Here is a 16,784-nt window from a genome sequence, read left to right on the forward strand (position 1 = left end):
CCTATTGGAGTTTCTTCAGCGCGAGGCCCAGGGCGATCAGGGCGGCGCCGACGGAAAGGAGTTCGATGGCGACAAGCGTGCCGAGAAGGATCGGGCTCGCCTGGAGCGGGAAGAGGAGGGTGTAAAGCCCGAGGCCGCCGGAGACCACGCCGGACAGCAACAGGAGCCAGAAGCTCTGGCCGGCCCGGGTTCCCAGCCGGAAGGACCAGATGACGCGCAGAATGCCGGTGGCAAGGAACATAGCCCCCGCCATGACGGTCAGCGAGACAAGCCCGGCAAGCGGATTGGCGAGGATCCAGACGCCAAGCGCCAGTTGCAGCACGGAAAACACCGCAAGCCAGCCGCGAGATGGCAGGTCACGATCCGAGAAGGCCGCAAAAAGCCCAAGCGCGCCGGCGATCAGAAAGGCTCCGCCGACAAGCCCCGTCACCGCCAGCGAGGCGACGAACGGGAAGATCAGGGCCGCAAAGCCGCCGATAAGGGCGAAGACGCCCGCCAGAATACTTGCCGAGGAACCCTTCATCACTCTCCCCCTTACCGTCAGGCGGTTTCTGCCATGATATCACGAATATCGGTCAGATGGCCGGTGATTGCAGCGGCAGCCGCCATGATGGGAGACATCAGATGGGTACGGCCGCCACGGCCCATGCGACCCTCGAAATTGCGGTTCGAGGTGGCGGCGCAGCGCTCGCCCGGGGCCAGCTGGTCGGGGTTCATGCCGAGGCACATAGAGCACCCGGCCAGACGCCATTCAAACCCGGCATCCATGAAGATCTGCGCCAGACCCTCTTCCTCGGCCTGGAGCCGCACGAGGCCCGAGCCCGGAACCACCATGCCCCGCACGCCCGGCGCCATTTTGCGGCCCTTGAGGATCCCGGCCGCAGCGCGCAGGTCTTCGATCCGGCCATTGGTGCAAGACCCTATGAACACCGCATCGACCTTTACATCGGTCAGTTTCATGCCCGGCGTCAGGCCCATGTAATCAATCGAGCGCTGTGCGGCCTCGATCTTGCCCCCCTGGAAGTCGGCGGCAAAGGGCACGGTTGCGGTGATCGGCAGCACATCCTCGGGCGAGGTGCCCCAGGTTACGACCGGCGCAATGTCTTCGCCTTTGATCGTGATGACCTTGTCGAAATGCGCGCCCTCATCGGTGAAGAGACCCTTCCAATAGGTGACCGCAGCCTCCCATTTGGCGCCTTTCGGGGCATGGGGGCGGCCCATGCAATAGGCGAAGGTTTTCTCGTCCGGCGCGATCAGACCGGCGCGGGCGCCGCCTTCGATTGCCATGTTGCAGACGGTCATCCGGCCTTCCATTGACAAATCGCGGATCGCTTCGCCGCAATATTCAATGACATAGCCGGTGCCGCCGGCGGTGCCGGTCTTGCCGATCACCGCGAGGGTGATGTCTTTCGCCGTCACACCGGGCAGGAGCTTGCCGGTGATTTCGACCTTCATATTCTTCGATTTTTTCTGGATCAGCGTCTGGGTGGCCAGAACATGTTCCACCTCGGACGTGCCGATCCCATGCGCCAGCGCGCCAAACGCGCCATGGGTCGCGGTATGGCTGTCGCCGCAAACCACGGTCATGCCGGGCAGCGTCCAGCCCTGCTCGGGGCCGACAATATGCACGATGCCCTGGCGGATATCGGTCACCGGGTAATAGACGACGCCGAATTCGCGCGCGTTCCGGTCAAGCGCGTTGACCTGAATGCGCGATTCCTCATTGTCGATATGGGTCTCGCGGCCCTCGGTGGTCGGCACGTTATGGTCCGGCACGGCGATGGTCTTTTCCGGCGCGCGCACCTTGCGACCGGTCATCCGCAGCCCTTCAAACGCCTGGGGGCTGGTGACTTCATGCACCAGATGGCGGTCGATATAAAGAAGGCAGGTGCCATCCTCAGAGGTATGGACAACGTGGTCGTCCCAGATCTTGTCATAGAGTGTTCTTGGAGCGGCCGATTTGGGGGCGGTCGATTTCGGTTCGGGCATGGCTCTCACCTTTTGGGATAGCTTTTGGGGATTGTCTTACTGGTCGCAAAGGTCCGGCGGCATTTGGGCAGCAGTGCCTGCCCGCCGCGTCAAAGACGTGCGAGAATAGTGCGGGTCGCACCAAAAAACCGCGCCGGAAGACGCGCGTGATCGGTGATATTGAAATAGATGAACCCGTTCATGGGCGTTTATTTACGCCTGAATCCGGTGTGAGGCAAGAGAACCCGTTATCGACAAAGCGTGATCCGGGGCGCCGGCACATGCTCTCCGGCCCCGCGCCAAACTGCTGCCAGATTCGCGCGCCAGAACAGGCAGTGATACAGTCGATTGGATCCGGACATTAACATTGTCAGAAGACCCGGCTTTACGAGGATGGCCCTTTGCCTCGCCCTTATTCTGGCGCCGCAAGCGGCGCTTCGGGCCGAGGAGACCGGCGCCGCTGCGTCTGATGGGCCTGCATTGGCGATGCCCGTCGAGGGGGAGCTTTATATCGCTGGCGTCTATGCGGGGCGGATTGGTCCCGGCCACAAATTGCGCCGGCCGCCTGTGGTGATCACGCTGGATCGGCCCGGGATCGCGACCACCCTGGCGCTGACCTCTAACGATCCGGTGATCTGGGAGGTGAGCCTGACCCCCGGCACGCCTGTTCCCCGGGTGCTCCTGTCGCAGATGGCCGAGGGCGGTGACCGCAGCACTGTGACGGTGGCGGGTAAGCCTGCCGTGGTGCAATGGCGGATCCTGCCCTTCAGCTTTACCAAAGAGGGCGAGCAATTCCGCTACCTGGTCACCAGGCTTCCCGCCGATTTCGGTTTCGACCGGGTTGCGGATTTCCAGGGCTCGTATGAGGCGCCGGAAGAGCCTTTCCTCTTTGCCGGGCCCGGCGATGATCCCAGGCTGAAGGCCGATTATCTCGCGCCACTCGTGCAGCCCGAAGCGGTCCCCGAAGCGTCGAGGCCGCTGGCCTTTTCCCGCGAGATCCCTTTGCCCGAGGTCAGTTTCACCCAGGGCCGCTTCTTTGCCAAAGACAGTTTCCGCTATACGGATGCCAATGGCGCGACGGTCACGGTCCCTCTTTCGAAAGACGTGCCGCCGGTCAGCTGGCTGGTCGGCGCGGCGCGTGACCCCGAAACCGACCGGATCTACGCTGTCACCTATGGGGGCGAAGGCTATTTATACATCTGGGACCCCAGACAGAAATTGTGGTCGGCGCTGAGCATGCAGGGGCGTGATGCCATCGGTTTCGGCTTTGACAGCCAGTCGAAGACCGCGCTTGTCCCGCTACAACAACATTTCCGGCGCGGCGGCTTGCAGATCCTGCGGCTGGATGAACAGGGCGAGGTGCTGACGGCATTTACCCTGCCCTATGACGCCTTTCCCGGCCTGACCGACGTGTATGATCCCGAAAATGGGCAGGTGCCGCATCTGATCGTGCTGGGCATTGCCGGGGGCAAGGCGGTTCTGCGCACCACATCAAGGCGTTACCAGCCGGGGATGCGGCCCTGGCCGGGGGATGGCATGACCTGGCGCAGCTATGTCTTCGATATCGAAACGGGGGCGGTCGTGCTGGCGGCTTATGAGAACGAGGGCGCGAAAAAACGGCCCGAATGATGCTTTTCGCACCGCCAGCCTCCGTCGGGGCTTGCATCCGGTGGGGGAGTCACATTATCCGCCGCAACCTTGCGGGCTTTATTGAGATTGTCCGCACAGAGGTTTACCCTGTGATGAGACGCCCGGCGCCGGGGCTGAATCGGTGCGCCATATGGAGGACGCTTCCCTGTCCCATACTGACCCTGTGACCGGCCTGCCGGTCGCCCCGCGCTCCGGACGCCCGGCGCAGACGGAATTCAGCTCGGACGCCGTTCGCGATGCCGTCATGGCCTCGGTCGAGGATGACAAGGCCGAGGATATCGTGCTGATCGACCTGCGTGGCCGCTCGGATGTCGCCGATTATATGGTGATCTGCTCGGGGCGATCGTCGCGCCAGGTGGCCGCCATAGCCGAAAAGCTGGCGGAACGGCTGAAACAGGCCTTCGGCATAAATGCCAAGATGGAAGGCAAGGAAACCGGCGACTGGGTGCTGATCGATTCGGGCGATGTGATCGTCCATGTCTTTCGCCCGGAAGTGCGCGAATTCTACCAGCTGGAAAAGATGTGGTTGCCCGCCGGACAGGTCGGGGCCGCGCGCACGCTGTAACGCGATGCGGGTGCATCTTTGCGTGGTCGGGCGGCTCAGGGCCTCGCCCGAGCGCGATCTGATCGATGATTACCTGGACCGCTTCGGCAAACAGGGCCGCGCGCTTGCGCTTGGCCCGGCTGCCGAGATCGAGGTCGAGGATAAAAAGGGCGGCGGCATGGAGGCCGAGGCCGCGCTTTTGTCGCGCGCGATCCCTGCAGGCGCGCTGATCTGCACCCTGGACGAGCGCGGGCGGCAGATGTCTTCCCCTGATTTCGCCGGTCTCATGGCCAAATGGCGCGATGCGGGGCGGCAGGATCTGGCTTTCGTGATCGGCGGCGCCGACGGGATCCATCCGGATCTGAGGGCCAGGGCGGATCATTCGATCAGCTTTGGCCAGATGGTCTGGCCGCATATGCTGGTCAGGGTGATGCTGGCCGAACAGCTGTACCGGGCGGCGACCATCCTTGCGGGTGGCCCCTATCACCGGGTCTGATACCGGGTCTGAAATACAAAAGGGCGGCAGAATGTTCTGCCGCCCTTTTTTTGTTTCCGCGCCGGTCAGTTGGTGACCAGCGGCGAGGCTTCGGCTTCTGCGGCCTGCTGGCGGCGCGCGATTTCCTGACGATAGAGCGCGAGGAAATCGACATTGTCGATATTCAGCGGCGGGAAGCCGCCATCGCGGGTCACATCCGAGATGATGCGGCGCACGAAGGGGAACAGAAGGCGCGGGCATTCGATCAGCAGGAACGGGTGCAGCTGATCCTCGGGCACGCCCTCGATATGGAAGGTGCCGCCATATTCCAGCTCCAGCAGGAACAGGGTCTCGTCATTGGTCTTGTTCTTCGAGGTTACCTTGAACTTGGTGATCACGTCATACTGATGCTCGACGGTGCGTTTGCGCGCATCAAGGCTGACGGCAACCTGCACATCGGGCTGCACTTCGACACCGGCAAGACCCTTTTGCACCACGACATTCTCAAAGCTCATGTCGCGGATATATTGCGCCAGGACCTGCATCCGGACCTGCGGGCCAGCGGCCCCGTTCGCACCTGTTTCTTCGGCCATCGAAATCCTCCTGGAATTGGCGCGGATAGTGGCGCGGCCGGAGGCAGGTTGCCCGCCCGGGAGCCGCGCCAGTCAAAACTACCGCTTTCCCCTAGCAGAGCGGGGGGCCGCGCTCAATGGTGCGATCACGGCCCGATTCCTTACCCGCGGCGGACCGTCACTCGATTTCCGTCCAGCGCGAGGGGCGGTTGCGCCCGGCGGGGCGATCGGGGCCGTCGGGATGCCCTGGCGGGACCTCGACCCATTCACCATCGACCGTCTCGCCGCCCGTCTCACCACCACCATTGCCGCGCCGGCCCTGTGTCTGTGCATAGGCACGGGCGCCGATGATATTGATCCGCGCCGTCACGGCGCCCTTCACCAGCGCCTGCACCGGCGGCAACAGCAGCAAAAGCCCAAGCGCATCGGTCAGAAAACCCGGCAGGATCAGCAAGACAGCCGCCAGTCCCCGCATCAGCCCCGCCACCGGCGCATCCGGCGCCAGGGCCGCACCCATCAGCCCTTTGCGCAACAGTCCGGCGCCGCGTTGCGCCTCGATCCGCAGGATCACGATGCCGGCAAATGCCGTCCCGACCACCCAGGCCAGCGTCGGCCAGAGCCCAATCCAGCCGCCAATCACCACAAACAAACCGATTTCAATCAGCGGCCAGGCCAGAATCAGCAAAAAACGCGGCATTTTGGGTTCCCTGTCGAAAGCGTCATTGTCGCAAGGTTTACTTGCGGCCGGCTAAAACCTACATAGGAGATCAATCACGCCGCCCCAAGCCTTTGCCGCAAGATGCGCTGATCGCGGAAGGGTGGCACAGATGTTTTGTCACGGGATGACCAATGAATTCCATGCTGATCCAGCTCCTGGTACTTGCCGGGGTCGCTATCTTCCTGATCCTCAAGCTCCGATCGGTGCTGGGAACCCGCGACGGTTTCGAAAAGCCGCCGGTGCCGCTGGAAGATGTGCGCCCCCAGGTCAAACGCGAATTCGAAGTGATCGAGGGGGGAGCCGACCGCGATATCACCGATCATGTGGCCGAAGGGTCTGACGCGGCAAAGGCCGTGGCGGGGATGAAGGCGGTCGAGCCGTCTTTCGCGCTGACGCCCTTCCTGTCGGGGGCGCGCCAGGCCTATGAGATGATCCTCATGGCCTTTGAGCGCGGCGATCTCGATCCGATCCGCGACTTCCTCGGCGATGAGGTCGAGGCAAGCTTTACCGAGGTGATCCAGGCCCGTGAGGCCCGCGGGTTGATGGTCGAGGCGAATTTCGTCGGGCTGAAGGAAATGGCGCTGCAGGATGCGACCTTCGACAAGGTCTCGGGCTTTGCCGAGCTGACCGTGCGTTTCGTCGGCGAGCTGACCTCGGTGGTGCGTGACAAAAGCGGCACCATCATCGAGGGCGACGCGAAAACCGTCAAACGTCAGCGCGATGTCTGGGTCTTTGCGCGCAAGATGGCTTCGGATGATCCCAACTGGCAGCTGGTCGCCACCGGCGACTGATTGATGCCATGCTCCGCATCCTGGTCATCGCATTTATGGTTGGGCTGGCTGCGGTGACGGGCGCGAAGGATGCGCGCGCCGAGATGGTCGATTTCGAATCGCTTTCCGGCTGGCGCGAGGGTGGCCAGCTGGAGGCACTCGATGCCTTCCTCGTCACCTGCGACCAGCTTGATGCGCCTTACTGGCGGCCGGTCTGCAAGCTGGCCCGCGATGTCCCCAAAGACGATGCCTCGGCGCGGGCCTTTTTCGAACTGCTGTTCCGCCCGGTGATCATCGGCAAACCGCCCGCGCTGTTCACCGGCTATTACGAGCCGGAGCTGAATGGCTCGCCGGTCCGCACCCCCACCTATGCCTGGCCGCTTTACCGCCGGCCGCCCGAACTGAAGGATGGCATGGTCTATTTCAGCCGTGCCGAGATCGAGGACGGCGCGCTTCGTGGTCGCGGGCTGGAGATCGCCTGGATCGACGATCCGGTCGAGGTGTTCTTTCTGCATATCCAGGGCTCGGGCCGGGTGAAGATGACCGATGGTTCGGTGATCCGGCTGGGTTACGCGGGCAGGAACGGTCATGGTTATCGCTCGGTCGGGCAAGAGATGGTGCGGCGCGGTCTGTTCGCGGCGCATCAGGTTTCCGCCCAGACGATCCAGGCCTTCGTGCGGCGTAACCCGGCCATTGGGGCCGAGTTGCTGGATCATAACCCGTCCTATATTTTCTTCCGCAAGATCAATAATCTGCCGGCGGAAAAGGGGCCGATTGGTGCGATGGGGCAGTCGATCACGCCGATGCGCTCGCTGGCGGTGGATCCGGCTTTCGTGCCGTTGGGCGCGCCGGTCTGGATTGAGAAAGAGGGTCATGCCCCCCTGCATCGGCTGATGGTGGCTCAGGATACCGGTGGCGCGATCAAGGGCGCACAGCGGGCAGATATATTCTACGGCTATGGCGACCGGGCCGGGGATGCGGCCGGGATCGTGCGCGATGGCGGGCGGATGGTGCAGCTTTTGCCCATCGACCGGGCCTGGGCGCTGACCGGGGGGAACTGAGCCTTGGCACGGCGGCGGCAGCTGCGCCCCGAGGAGCGCGACCTCTGGCAGGCGGTGGCGCGGACTCTGCGCCCGATGCATGGGGCGCTGCCGGAGGATGTGGCGCAGGAGGCCATCGTTCCGAAAGAGGGCCTGCCCCCGGCCGTTCCGCCCCCCCCGCGGGAGGCGGTGCTGCCGCGCTTCCGGCTGGGCGAAAAGGCAGCTCCGACGGCGAAACCCGCGCCGCAGCCGGTTTTGCGGATGGATGCGGGGCTTCATAAAAAGATGATCCGGGGCAAGATCGCGCCCGAGGCGCGGATCGATCTGCATGGGATGACGCTGTCGGTGGCCCATCCCGAACTGATCGCCTTCCTCTTCTCGGCGCAGGCCTCGGGCAAGCGGCTGGTGCTGGTGATCACCGGCAAGGGCAAACAGGTTTATGAGCCGGTGCCGCGCCCGATCGGAGCGCTTCGCCACCAGGTGCCGCACTGGCTGCGCCTGCCGCCGTTATCTGCGGTGGTGCAGGAAGTGACCGAGGCGCATCTGCGTCACGGAGGCACTGGCGCGTTCTATGTCTGGCTGCGACGGGGCTGACCGGGTTTCCGGCGGTGCAGATTGTTTGCGCAAGGGGTGCCGCCGTGCTCCGCGCTTCAGGCAGAGCCTGATCGGCATGGTTGTCGGTGCCAGATCCTCGCAGGCCGGGCTTCGTCGTGGGGGGGGCGAACCATCTGCCGGCGATCGCCGGAATGGGGGGGGACGCGGCGGATGACGCCCTGTTCCGCAGTTCAGGCGCCTGGATAAAGGGATTTGCCTGCCGCTGGTGGCAAAGGATCAGGCTATCAGCATGGCCCGTGAGCCGCCTGCCTCACCGGCTGGGGGTGGATCCGCCAGGTGAAAGGTTACCAGCGTCGCCCCATGCGGCATAGGCACGACCCGGCAACTGAAGGCGCGGCCATCGGTCATCCGCAGATCACCATCCCAGGCCTCGCGTGCGCCGAAAAGGCCGATGAATTCCTCCAGATCATTCCACAACAGGGTCGGAGCGGTTTTCTCACGCCAGAAATGAATCGTCTTGCCGCCGCTGCTGTTTTCCGGTCCGGCCAGCGGGCTTTGCCCCCAAAGCCGGGTCGCCGCCGCATTGGCCATGGCGACCGAGCCATCCTGGCCGAAGACCACCACCGCATCGGGCAGGCCGTCAATCACTGCCTGACCAAGCTCAAGATCGGCGCGGTAGCGGCGGGTGCGGGTCATCTCGGTCGAGATATCTTCGAGCATGAAGGCCAGTGCGCCATTCGGATGCGGGCGCCCGGTCACGCGCCAGGTGCGGCCCGAGGGCAGCGCCCAGGTCTCCTCGAACAGGCCCTCGGCGGCGGCCTTTTCCATCTCTGCCATCTGACGCCGCCAGGAGCGGTAATCCTTCGGCTCGGGCAGCATCGAGCGTTCACGCAACGCGTCGAGCAGTGCCGGCAGGCTGGGCCGGGCGATCAGGAATTCCACCGGCAGCCCGGTCAGATCCAGCATTGCCGGGTTGAACATCTGCAAAACCCGCGATTTGTCGAAAATCGCGAGGCCGATCGGCAATTGCGCGAAGGTCTTGGCGAGCGTCTGGGTGAATTCGCGCAGCGAGTTTTCCGCCGTGACCAGCCCGTCGGCGGGCAGGGCATAGCATAGCCGCCCCGCATTGCTGCCGCGCCCGGGCAGGGTCCGGGTCAGCACGTCATACCAATGCACCGTCTCGCCGATTTTCAGCGAGGCGCGGCTGGCGCTGGGGGGCTGTCTGGATTTTGTCGCCATGGCAGCGGGCCTGCCCGGAGCCTCCTCGCCCTCGGCGGCTTTGCGCGGAAAGATCGCGGGCAGCGGCCAGGCGAGTTCCTTGCCGGGTTCCAGCTGTTCGGCGGCAGCGGCGAGATAGGGGCCATTGGCCCAGATCACCTCGCCTTCGGCGGTTTCGCGCCAGATCGGCAGCGGTGCGCGGGCAAGCGTGTCATGCAGCCCCGCCAGCTCATCGCGAAGCGCCAGTTCCGCGAGGCCATCCGAGCCGGGGCGCGCGGCCTCTCCCTCGCCGTCCACGAGCGTCAGCCGGGTCAGTCCCCCCAGATATTCGGCGCGCAGAACCAGCGGCGGCGAGACATCCTCGCGCGAGCAGAGCACGAACCGCCCCTCGCGCTGCAATCCTTCGAGACGGGTGTAAAGGCCGGGGAACATCGGCTCCAGCCGGGACAGGGTGCGAAACCAGGGCCCACCGGATTCAACCCCATTGGCCATAAGAGCCCGCGCGGGCGGGGTTGCATCGACCAGCGCCTCGCCGTCGAAGATGAACACCGTTTCGGGCGAGGCAGACCCGAATACCGAGGCCACTGCCGGCACACGCGATTGCACGGCGGCCATTACAAGAAGGCAGGCGATTGCGATCAGTGCCGCAGTGATCACCAGCCCGCTTGCCAGTATCCAGTCTGCTTCCATTCCCGGCCCGACCCTTCGCCCCAGCCTCACGATCCGGTGAAGAGGTTAATCTGCGAGGCGTTAATGCGGGGTTAATGACGTTTCATCCCCAAAACCCGCCCTGTAAACGCGGGGATCCAGGGTAAAGGTCAGATCTCGATCTGCGCATTCGCGGCGCCCGGCGCCCCATCCGGCGCCAGCAGATCCACCTTGCGCCAGCTGACGCCGATCAGCGCGCCAGAGCGCTTCTGCCGGGCCCTGTCGGGCAGGAACGGGTCATGGGCATTGGCAAAGGTCAGACTGGCGCCGGTGCGCTCAAGCAGGGTTTTCGCGATGAAAAGACCAAGGCCCATGCCCTCATATTCGGGGCGGTGGCTCAGATCCTGTTCGCTGCTGCGCGAGCGCACGAAGGGGTCGCCGATCCGGTTGATCACGTTCGGAGGATAGCCCGGCCCGTCATCAACGATGCGCAGGGTGATGCGGTCGCCGCTCCAGTCATACTGGATCCAGACGTGAGATCTGGCGAAATCCACCGCGTTCTGGATCAGGTTGCGCAGCCCGTGGATCGCTTCGGGGCGGCGGCGCACCATGGGTTCGCGGAGCGCGCCGCTGGCGGGGCCCGGTTCGAAAACCAGCTCTTTGCCGCGATTCATATGCGGCTCTGCCGCCTCGCGCAGCAGGGCAGAAAGCGGGGCCTGGCGCAGCTGGAGATCGTCTTTGCCCGCCCGCCCCATGCCATGCAGGATGTCGCGGCAGCGGTCGGCCTGTTCGCGGATCAGCCGCGCATCGGCCAGGAGTTCCGGCTGGTCCGCCAGCTCGTCCATCAGCTCGGCCGAGACCAGTTTGATCGTGGCAAGCGGCGTGCCCAGCTCATGCGCGGCGGCGGCGACAACGCCGCCCAGATCGGTCAGCTTCTGTTCGCGCGCGAGCGCCATCTGCGTCGCCAGCAGCGCATCCGACAGTGCCCGGCTCTCGCGGGCCACCCGACCGGCATAGACGCCGAGGAAAACGATGCCGACCACGATGGCGGCCCAGAAGCCGAAGGTGAAAAGCGGCGGGATGGTCAGGATGGTGCCGCCCGCCAGGGTGATCGGGATGTTCACCACCGCGAGGCCCGAGACCATCGCGATCGACAATGCGCCAAGGATCAGCGTCGGCCCAAGCCCCAGCACCGAGGCGGAAATGGTCACCGGGGCAATGAACAGCAGCGCGAATGGATTGGTCAGCCCGCCGGTGACAAAGATCAGGAACCCAAGCTGGCCCAGATCGAACAAGAGCGACAGCAGCGCGCCGGTCTCGCTCAGCCTCCGGTTGCCGGGGAAGATGAAGGTCACCACCAGGTTCGCGATGACCGAGGCACCGATGGCCAGCAGGCAAAAGCCCAGCGGCAGCGCCATTTCCAGCCAGAGCCCGGCAATGCTGATGGCGGCCAGCTGGCCGCAGATCGCCAGCCAGCGGATCAGAATCAACGTCCTGAGCCAGACGCGATCCGCCGCAATCGTGCCGGCGACAAAGCCAAAGCCCGCGATTTGTCGCATTGTGCATGCGCCTTTGCTCATATCGTTATGCCTTGTTACGGCCCGCGCTTCAGGGGATCAATGGGGCAACAGGACATCGCGGGGGCGCCGGAGGGGCGTTTCACACCCGCAGGAACGGAGACGGCGATGAACAGGATTTATGCAATCGGAGCGGTCGGGCTGATGGCGGCGCTGATCGGGGGCACGGCAGGCTATCTGTTTTTTGCCGGAGACAGCCGCGCCGATCCGCTGGCGCAATGCCGCGAGGGCAATGTCGGTAGCGCCGATATCGGCGGCCCGTTTACGCTTTTGGACAAGACCGGCACCGAAATCACCGATAAAGAGGTGATCACCCGCCCGACCCTGGTTTATTTCGGCTATACATTCTGCGCCGATGTCTGCCCCTTCGATATGTCGAGAAATGCCGAGGCGCTTGATTTGCTGGAGGCGGAGGGCCGCGATGTCGGGCTGGCTTTCATCACCGTCGATCCCAAACGCGATACACCTGAGGTGGCAGGGGAATATGCCGAGGCCTATAAGGCGGATGCCATCGGTCTGAGCGGTACCCAGGAGCAGATTGACGCTGCGGCAAAGGCCTATCGGGTCTATTACAAGGTGCAGCCGGCCACCGATGATTACTACCTGGTGGATCACTCGGCCTTTACCTATCTGATGCTGCCCGGAATCGGGTTTGCCGATTTCTACCGGCGCGAGGCGACACCGGAACAGATCGCCAAAGGCGTCGGTTGCATGCTGGATGTGACAGGCTGAATTGACCCCGGGGGCCTCGCCCCGTAATTTGGTCCCGTAATTTCCCTTCGTCCGGTGCAGCCGTGCCGGGCAGGGGCGTCTGTCAGAGGAGTTGGCCAATGTCCGGTGACCTGAAATCCGAGCCGGGGTCTGAGCGGGGGCCCGAACTGGGCGCGGACCGGACCCTTCTGCTGGTCGATGATGACGAACTTTTCGTCAAGCGCCTCGCAAAGGCGATGGAGAAGCGCGGCTTCCAGCCGGAAACGGCGGAAAGCGTGGCGGTGGGCAAGCTGATTGCCCAGACCCGCCCGCCGGCCTATGCGGTGGTCGATCTGCGGCTTGAGGATGGCAATGGGCTCGATGTGGTCGAGACGCTGCGCGAGAAGCGGCCCGATTGCCGCATCGTGGTGCTGACGGGCTACGGGGCGATTGCGACGGCGGTGGCGGCGGTGAAAATCGGCGCGCTGGACTATCTGTCGAAGCCGGCCGATGCCGATGATGTCACCAATGCGCTTTTGGCCAAAGGCGAAGCCTTGCCGCCGCCGCCGGAAAACCCGATGTCGGCAGACCGGGTCCGCTGGGAACATATTCAGCGCGTTTTCGAAATGTGCGACCGGAATGTTTCCGAAACCGCGCGCAGACTGAACATGCACCGGCGCACTTTGCAGCGAATTCTGGCAAAACGCAGTCCGCGCTGAAGGCAGCATTTGCGAATTGCGGTTTTTTGCAATAGTCAGAGCATCTGATCAATATCAGGAGCACTGAATGGAACTCGATCTTAATTCCCTTGATCTGAAAGATCTGAAAGCGCTGCAGGCCAAAGTTGCCAAAGCGGTTTCGACCTATGAGGATCGTCGCAAGAAAGAAGCCCTTGCAAAGCTGGACGAAACCGCGCGCGAGCTCGGCTTTGCCTCGCTGGCTGAACTGACCGGCACCGCAGCACCGCGCAAGCGGGCGGCGAGTGGCGCGAAATATGCCAATCCGGCGAATCCCGCCGACACCTGGTCGGGCCGTGGCCGCAAGCCGCGCTGGTTCGCCGAGGCGCTGGCTTCGGGCAAATCCGAATCCGATCTGCTGATCTGAACGCAGAGAAAAGCCGGATTTCCGGCGCAGGCCATGCCCGTTCAGGGACGGGCGGGGCCAGACGCATCAGGAGCAGAACCGGACAGGGCCTGATCCGGGGCGCGCTGAATGACAGCGGATACCCTCGGGCAGCCGCGTGGTTTTGCTCTGGTTTCAGGCCGGAGAGGACTGAGCCCTTCTCCTCCTGTCTTTCCCGCCGCCTGGCGGCCGTTCATTCGGCTGCCAGCGGCGGGTTTCGTCCGGCCAGCGTTGCGGCTTCCGCTGCGGCCATCGCATCGGCGCCGGTGATTTCGGCAATGACGCCGGTGATCAGCTGGCGAAAATCCTCGAAACCGGCATGGGGTTCGATCCGGTCTTCATCCATATAAAGCTGGCGGTCGATCTCGATCTGCACCGCATGGACATTGCGCGGGGGCCGGCCATAGGCCTGCGTGATATAGGCGCCGGCAAAGGGCATATTGCGGCTGACCCGCAGCCCGGCGGTCTCGAAGGCGCTGGCGATACGATCCACCACATCGCGCTTTGCACTGGCGCCAAAGCGGTCGCCCAGCACGATCTGCGGCCTTGGCTGTCCGCTGCGCGCTTGCAGGTCGATCGCCTCATGCGGCATGGAATGGCAGTCGATCAGCACCGCCTCGCCGAAACGCTCGCGGGTTTCCTCGATCAGGCTGCGCAGCCGGTCATGCCAGGGATGCCACCAGGCCGCCAGGCGGGCCTCGGCCAGGGCGCGCGCGATCTTGCCGTGATAGATTTGCCGCCCGCCCGAGACCACGCGGGGAATCACCCCCAGCCCCGAGGAGATGCGTGGATTATGCGGCGGGCGCTCGACCCCTTCGATCACCGCCGGGTCCAGCTCGTCCGCGCCGCGATTGAGGTCGATAAAGGCGCGCGGCGCCCGGGCCACCAGCAAAGGCGCCCCAAAAGCCGGCGCCGCACCGAACAGCCGGTCGATGAAGGCATCCTCGGATGAGCGGATCGCATGGCTGTCCAGCACGGTTTCATGCAGGAATTCACTGGGATAATCGCAGCCGGAATGCGGCGAGGAAAACACCATCGGACAGGTTTGTTGCCCGGGCCGGTGCAGCATATAAGCGTCGGAGGAGATGATTCCTTGCAAAACGGCCTCGGTAATAGCGGGGACGGGCTGGCGCGGCAGAAGCCCCGGCTGAAAATCAGGGCGGGATTCCCTCTTCCTGGCGATATCCTGCGATATAACGTCATAATTCTTCGCTCCGAAACCCCTTGCAGCCGCGAAACGGGTTGAGTATAGACCCCTCCACGCCGACGCGGTCCGCCGCGTCTCTTTTGTTTCGCAAAAGGGATGCAGGGGAATACGACGGCCAGAGTGGGCGGTTAGCTCAGCGGTAGAGCACTACGTTGACATCGTAGTGGCCACTGGTTCGATCCCAGTACCGCCCACCATTCATCGCTTTTGGGGTTAAACCCGGGGCACGGGTGTAATCAGGCGCGTGATGCGCCGCGAAGGACAGGAGACAGCCATGAAGGTTGCCAATTCGCTCCGCTCGCTGAAGACGCGTCACCGCGATTGCCAGGTCGTGCGCCGCAAGGGCCGGGTCTATGTGATCAACAAGACGCAGAAGCGCTACAAGGCCCGCCAGGGCTGAGATCCGCTTCCGGCAGACGGAATAAGGGGCCGCTTCGGGAAACCGGGGCGGCCTTTTCCGTTTTCCGGCGCGACCCGCCCCCACCCCGCCGTTGACAGCGCGAATCGGACGGCCCAGGCTCTGGCTGATCCCGGCGATGCGGAGACCTCCATGCCTGTGCCTTTCATGCCAGTTCTGTTGCGAATCGGAGCCGCGGCGGCGGCGGGCTATGCGCTGGCGCGGTGGATTGCCGCCCGCACCGGCGAAGGGCGCCGCGATCAGCGTGCCGAGGATGCGCTGGACGCGCTGGATGAAGGGTTCCTGCTGCATGGGCCGGCGCGGACTGCGCCCCGGGATCAGCGCAATGCCACTTTGCGGCTTCGCCGCGTCTTCGGCTTTCGCGGCCGGGAATGGGAATTTGACGCGGGCCTTATCGCGAGATTGCGGCTGAGAGCGCGCAGGGATTTCGCCAGCAATTCGTCGGAACGGAAGAAAGGGAACGGATGATGACCGGCATTTCGGGCCAGGGGCTGAAACTCTATGGCGGACCGACCTCGCCCTATGTGCGCAAGGTGCAGGTGATGGCGATCGAGGCCGGGCTGGGGCCGATTGCGATGATCCAGGCCTCTTCGACGCCGGTGGATGCGGGCGTGCCGAAGGCGGCAGAGGTCAATCCGCTGGGCAAGGTGCCGGCGCTGGTGACGCAATCGGGCGAGGCGCTGTTCGACAGCCGGGTCATCACGCGCTGGCTGGATGCCCATACAGGCAGCGGGTTCTACCCAGAAGGCGATGCGCTTTGGCCGGTTCTGACGCTGGAGGCGCTGGCCGATGGCATGCTCGATGCCGCGCTGCTGATGGTCTACGAGACGCGACTGCGCCCCGAAGATCACCGTTTCGCCCCCTGGGTCGAAGGGCAATGGGCAAAGATCGCCCGCGCGCTGGATCTGGTCGAGGCCACCCGCCTGGCCGATCTGGCAGGGCCGCTGACGGCGGGGCAGATCGCGCTTGGCGTGGCGCTTGGCTATGTCGATTTCCGCCTTGGCGCCCGCAACTGGCGGGTGGGGCGGCCCGGCCTTGCCGCCTGGGAGACGGGATTTGCCGCGCGTCAATCCGTGCAGCAAACCGTTCCGCAGGGGTGAGAACGGGCCGGGTGAGCTGCGTCATGTTCGCATCAATCGCCTTTATCCTTGATTTTGGGGGTGATTGCGTCGGATTGTCCGCTGGACGATCTATCACGGCTTGTTTACAACCGCGCCCGTCAGGGCAGGCGGGAATCCGTCTGCTCCCGCGCAAATATCTGGCCGCCCGCGCGGCCATGCCAGGGAGAGGAACTCGTGTCCCAAGCAGATGATCACGCAGGCAGCCGCCGCGATTTCCTGTATTATGCTACCGCCGGCGTCGGCGTTGTCGCAACCGGAGCCGCCGTCTGGCCGCTCGTCAACCAGATGAATCCCTCGGCAGATACCCGCGCGCTCGCCTCGATCTATGTCGATGTGACCAATGTGGCTGTCGGCTCGCAGCTGACGGTGAAATGGCGCGGCAAGCCGGTGTTCATCCGCCGCCGCACCCCCGAAGAGATCGAGGCTGCCCGCGCCGTTCCCGGCGATGACGCCTCGCTGATCGACAGGAATGCCGAGAACCAGAACAAGCC

Annotated in this window: 20 protein-coding genes and 1 tRNA gene; 14 read left to right on the top strand and 7 right to left on the bottom strand. The window is 64.2% G+C overall.

The features are described from left to right. Position 1: 1 nt before the first annotated feature. Together DRF71_RS15310 and leuC are read right to left on the bottom strand one after the other, a co-directional pair. Positions 2–523, bottom strand: a complete 522-nt coding sequence (locus DRF71_RS15310; RefSeq protein WP_112311445.1) for an HdeD family acid-resistance protein — start codon at positions 521–523, stop codon at positions 2–4. Positions 524–540: 17 nt separating this feature from the next. Beyond that, complete coding sequence (gene leuC / locus DRF71_RS15315; protein WP_112311446.1) at positions 541–1,989, bottom strand: 3-isopropylmalate dehydratase large subunit; 1,449 nt, start codon at positions 1,987–1,989, stop codon at positions 541–543. Between the two features lie 372 nt (positions 1,990–2,361). Between leuC and DRF71_RS15320 the strand changes: the two genes are divergently transcribed. The 3 genes from DRF71_RS15320 to rlmH all read left to right on the top strand — a co-directional run bounded on the left by DRF71_RS15320 (position 2,362) and on the right by rlmH (position 4,658). Further along, entirely contained in the window at positions 2,362–3,597 is a 1,236-nt protein-coding gene (locus DRF71_RS15320) for a hypothetical protein (RefSeq protein ID WP_112311447.1), read from the top strand. Between the two features lie 265 nt (positions 3,598–3,862). Further along, positions 3,863–4,183: a ribosome silencing factor gene (gene rsfS / locus DRF71_RS15325; protein WP_112312092.1), complete on the top strand. Its 321-nt coding sequence runs from the start codon at positions 3,863–3,865 to the stop codon at positions 4,181–4,183. A 4-nt stretch (positions 4,184–4,187) separates the two neighbouring features. Then, positions 4,188–4,658 carry a 23S rRNA (pseudouridine(1915)-N(3))-methyltransferase RlmH gene (rlmH, locus tag DRF71_RS15330; RefSeq protein WP_112311448.1) on the top strand — a complete coding sequence of 157 codons (471 nt, stop codon included), beginning with the start codon at positions 4,188–4,190 and terminating at the stop codon, positions 4,656–4,658. A 65-nt stretch (positions 4,659–4,723) separates the two neighbouring features. Here the strand turns inward: rlmH and secB are convergent, their stop codons facing one another. Both secB and DRF71_RS15340 read right to left on the bottom strand, forming a co-directional pair. Further along, the gene (gene secB, locus DRF71_RS15335) at positions 4,724–5,230 is read right to left on the bottom strand and encodes a protein-export chaperone SecB (RefSeq protein WP_112311449.1); all 507 of its coding nucleotides are present in this window, start codon (positions 5,228–5,230) and stop codon (positions 4,724–4,726) included. A 157-nt stretch (positions 5,231–5,387) separates the two neighbouring features. After that, a complete protein-coding gene (locus tag DRF71_RS15340) occupies positions 5,388–5,906 on the bottom strand; it encodes an FxsA family protein (RefSeq protein ID WP_112311450.1) in 519 nt (172 codons plus the stop codon). Between the two features lie 152 nt (positions 5,907–6,058). Between DRF71_RS15340 and DRF71_RS15345 the strand changes: the two genes are divergently transcribed. The 3 genes from DRF71_RS15345 to DRF71_RS15355 are packed head-to-tail and all read left to right on the top strand — an operon-like array spanning position 6,059 to position 8,331. Beyond that, positions 6,059–6,718 carry a Tim44/TimA family putative adaptor protein gene (locus DRF71_RS15345; protein ID WP_112311451.1) on the top strand — a complete coding sequence of 220 codons (660 nt, stop codon included), beginning with the start codon at positions 6,059–6,061 and terminating at the stop codon, positions 6,716–6,718. An 8-nt stretch (positions 6,719–6,726) separates the two neighbouring features. Continuing rightward, positions 6,727–7,758: a murein transglycosylase A gene (gene mltA / locus DRF71_RS15350; protein WP_232831542.1), complete on the top strand. Its 1,032-nt coding sequence runs from the start codon at positions 6,727–6,729 to the stop codon at positions 7,756–7,758. Positions 7,759–7,761: 3 nt separating this feature from the next. After that, positions 7,762–8,331 (top strand): Smr/MutS family protein, encoded by a 570-nt coding sequence (locus tag DRF71_RS15355; RefSeq protein ID WP_112311452.1) that lies wholly within the window; start codon positions 7,762–7,764, stop codon positions 8,329–8,331. Between the two features lie 237 nt (positions 8,332–8,568). Here the strand turns inward: DRF71_RS15355 and DRF71_RS15360 are convergent, their stop codons facing one another. Together DRF71_RS15360 and regB are read right to left on the bottom strand one after the other, a co-directional pair. Next, positions 8,569–10,200, bottom strand: a complete 1,632-nt coding sequence (locus DRF71_RS15360) for a PAS-domain containing protein (RefSeq protein WP_112311453.1) — start codon at positions 10,198–10,200, stop codon at positions 8,569–8,571. A gap of 128 nt (positions 10,201–10,328) precedes the next feature. Continuing rightward, positions 10,329–11,717: a sensor histidine kinase RegB gene (regB, locus tag DRF71_RS15365; protein WP_112311454.1), complete on the bottom strand. Its 1,389-nt coding sequence runs from the start codon at positions 11,715–11,717 to the stop codon at positions 10,329–10,331. A gap of 126 nt (positions 11,718–11,843) precedes the next feature. Between regB and DRF71_RS15370 the strand changes: the two genes are divergently transcribed. The 3 genes from DRF71_RS15370 (at position 11,844) to DRF71_RS15380 (ending at position 13,529) form a co-directional block, all read left to right on the top strand. Next, positions 11,844–12,467, top strand: coding sequence for an SCO family protein (locus DRF71_RS15370; protein ID WP_112312094.1), 624 nt, complete (start codon positions 11,844–11,846; stop codon positions 12,465–12,467). Between the two features lie 98 nt (positions 12,468–12,565). Beyond that, complete coding sequence (locus tag DRF71_RS15375; RefSeq protein ID WP_112311455.1) at positions 12,566–13,144, top strand: ActR/PrrA/RegA family redox response regulator transcription factor; 579 nt, start codon at positions 12,566–12,568, stop codon at positions 13,142–13,144. Between the two features lie 67 nt (positions 13,145–13,211). Continuing rightward, a complete protein-coding gene (locus DRF71_RS15380) occupies positions 13,212–13,529 on the top strand; it encodes an H-NS histone family protein (protein ID WP_112311456.1) in 318 nt (105 codons plus the stop codon). A 211-nt stretch (positions 13,530–13,740) separates the two neighbouring features. Here the strand turns inward: DRF71_RS15380 and DRF71_RS15385 are convergent, their stop codons facing one another. Beyond that, entirely contained in the window at positions 13,741–14,634 is an 894-nt protein-coding gene (locus DRF71_RS15385) for an N-formylglutamate amidohydrolase (RefSeq protein WP_198672277.1), read from the bottom strand. A gap of 242 nt (positions 14,635–14,876) precedes the next feature. Between DRF71_RS15385 and DRF71_RS15390 the strand changes: the two genes are divergently transcribed. The 5 genes from DRF71_RS15390 to petA all read left to right on the top strand — a co-directional run. Further along, positions 14,877–14,951: transfer RNA gene (locus tag DRF71_RS15390), tRNA-Val, on the top strand. Between the two features lie 77 nt (positions 14,952–15,028). Next, positions 15,029–15,154, top strand: a complete 126-nt coding sequence (gene ykgO / locus DRF71_RS15395) for a type B 50S ribosomal protein L36 (RefSeq protein WP_023666132.1) — start codon at positions 15,029–15,031, stop codon at positions 15,152–15,154. A gap of 150 nt (positions 15,155–15,304) precedes the next feature. Continuing rightward, positions 15,305–15,640 carry a hypothetical protein gene (locus tag DRF71_RS15400; protein ID WP_112311458.1) on the top strand — a complete coding sequence of 112 codons (336 nt, stop codon included), beginning with the start codon at positions 15,305–15,307 and terminating at the stop codon, positions 15,638–15,640. Between the two features lie 23 nt (positions 15,641–15,663). Then, complete coding sequence (locus DRF71_RS15405) at positions 15,664–16,272, top strand: glutathione S-transferase family protein (protein WP_112312095.1); 609 nt, start codon at positions 15,664–15,666, stop codon at positions 16,270–16,272. 195 nt (positions 16,273–16,467) lie between these two features. Further along, positions 16,468–16,784, top strand: a 317-nt coding sequence (petA, locus tag DRF71_RS15410; protein ID WP_112312096.1) for a ubiquinol-cytochrome c reductase iron-sulfur subunit, incomplete at its 3' end; no start/stop codon positions are given.

The organism is Pseudogemmobacter bohemicus (assembly GCF_003290025.1).
In the GTDB taxonomy this organism is placed as follows: Bacteria; Pseudomonadota; Alphaproteobacteria; order Rhodobacterales; family Rhodobacteraceae; genus Pseudogemmobacter; species Pseudogemmobacter bohemicus.

What these genes read in the sequence shown, in the direction of transcription:
- leuC (WP_112311446.1), bottom strand. Translation starts at nt 1,989, where the DNA reads ATGCCCGAACCGAAATCGACCGCCCCCAAATCGGCCGCTCCAAGAACA.
- DRF71_RS15320 (WP_112311447.1), top strand. Translation starts at nt 2,362, where the DNA reads ATGGCCCTTTGCCTCGCCCTTATTCTGGCGCCGCAAGCGGCGCTTCGG.
- mltA (WP_232831542.1), top strand. Translation starts at nt 6,727, where the DNA reads ATGCTCCGCATCCTGGTCATCGCATTTATGGTTGGGCTGGCTGCGGTG.
- DRF71_RS15375 (WP_112311455.1), top strand. Translation starts at nt 12,566, where the DNA reads ATGTCCGGTGACCTGAAATCCGAGCCGGGGTCTGAGCGGGGGCCCGAA.
- regB (WP_112311454.1), bottom strand. Translation starts at nt 11,717, where the DNA reads ATGCGACAAATCGCGGGCTTTGGCTTTGTCGCCGGCACGATTGCGGCG.
- DRF71_RS15310 (WP_112311445.1), bottom strand. Translation starts at nt 523, where the DNA reads ATGAAGGGTTCCTCGGCAAGTATTCTGGCGGGCGTCTTCGCCCTTATC.
- DRF71_RS15340 (WP_112311450.1), bottom strand. Translation starts at nt 5,906, where the DNA reads ATGCCGCGTTTTTTGCTGATTCTGGCCTGGCCGCTGATTGAAATCGGT.
- secB (WP_112311449.1), bottom strand. Translation starts at nt 5,230, where the DNA reads ATGGCCGAAGAAACAGGTGCGAACGGGGCCGCTGGCCCGCAGGTCCGG.
- DRF71_RS15370 (WP_112312094.1), top strand. Translation starts at nt 11,844, where the DNA reads ATGAACAGGATTTATGCAATCGGAGCGGTCGGGCTGATGGCGGCGCTG.
- rlmH (WP_112311448.1), top strand. Translation starts at nt 4,188, where the DNA reads ATGCGGGTGCATCTTTGCGTGGTCGGGCGGCTCAGGGCCTCGCCCGAG.
- DRF71_RS15400 (WP_112311458.1), top strand. Translation starts at nt 15,305, where the DNA reads ATGCCTGTGCCTTTCATGCCAGTTCTGTTGCGAATCGGAGCCGCGGCG.
- DRF71_RS15345 (WP_112311451.1), top strand. Translation starts at nt 6,059, where the DNA reads ATGAATTCCATGCTGATCCAGCTCCTGGTACTTGCCGGGGTCGCTATC.
- DRF71_RS15380 (WP_112311456.1), top strand. Translation starts at nt 13,212, where the DNA reads ATGGAACTCGATCTTAATTCCCTTGATCTGAAAGATCTGAAAGCGCTG.
- rsfS (WP_112312092.1), top strand. Translation starts at nt 3,863, where the DNA reads ATGGCCTCGGTCGAGGATGACAAGGCCGAGGATATCGTGCTGATCGAC.
- ykgO (WP_023666132.1), top strand. Translation starts at nt 15,029, where the DNA reads ATGAAGGTTGCCAATTCGCTCCGCTCGCTGAAGACGCGTCACCGCGAT.
- DRF71_RS15360 (WP_112311453.1), bottom strand. Translation starts at nt 10,200, where the DNA reads ATGGAAGCAGACTGGATACTGGCAAGCGGGCTGGTGATCACTGCGGCA.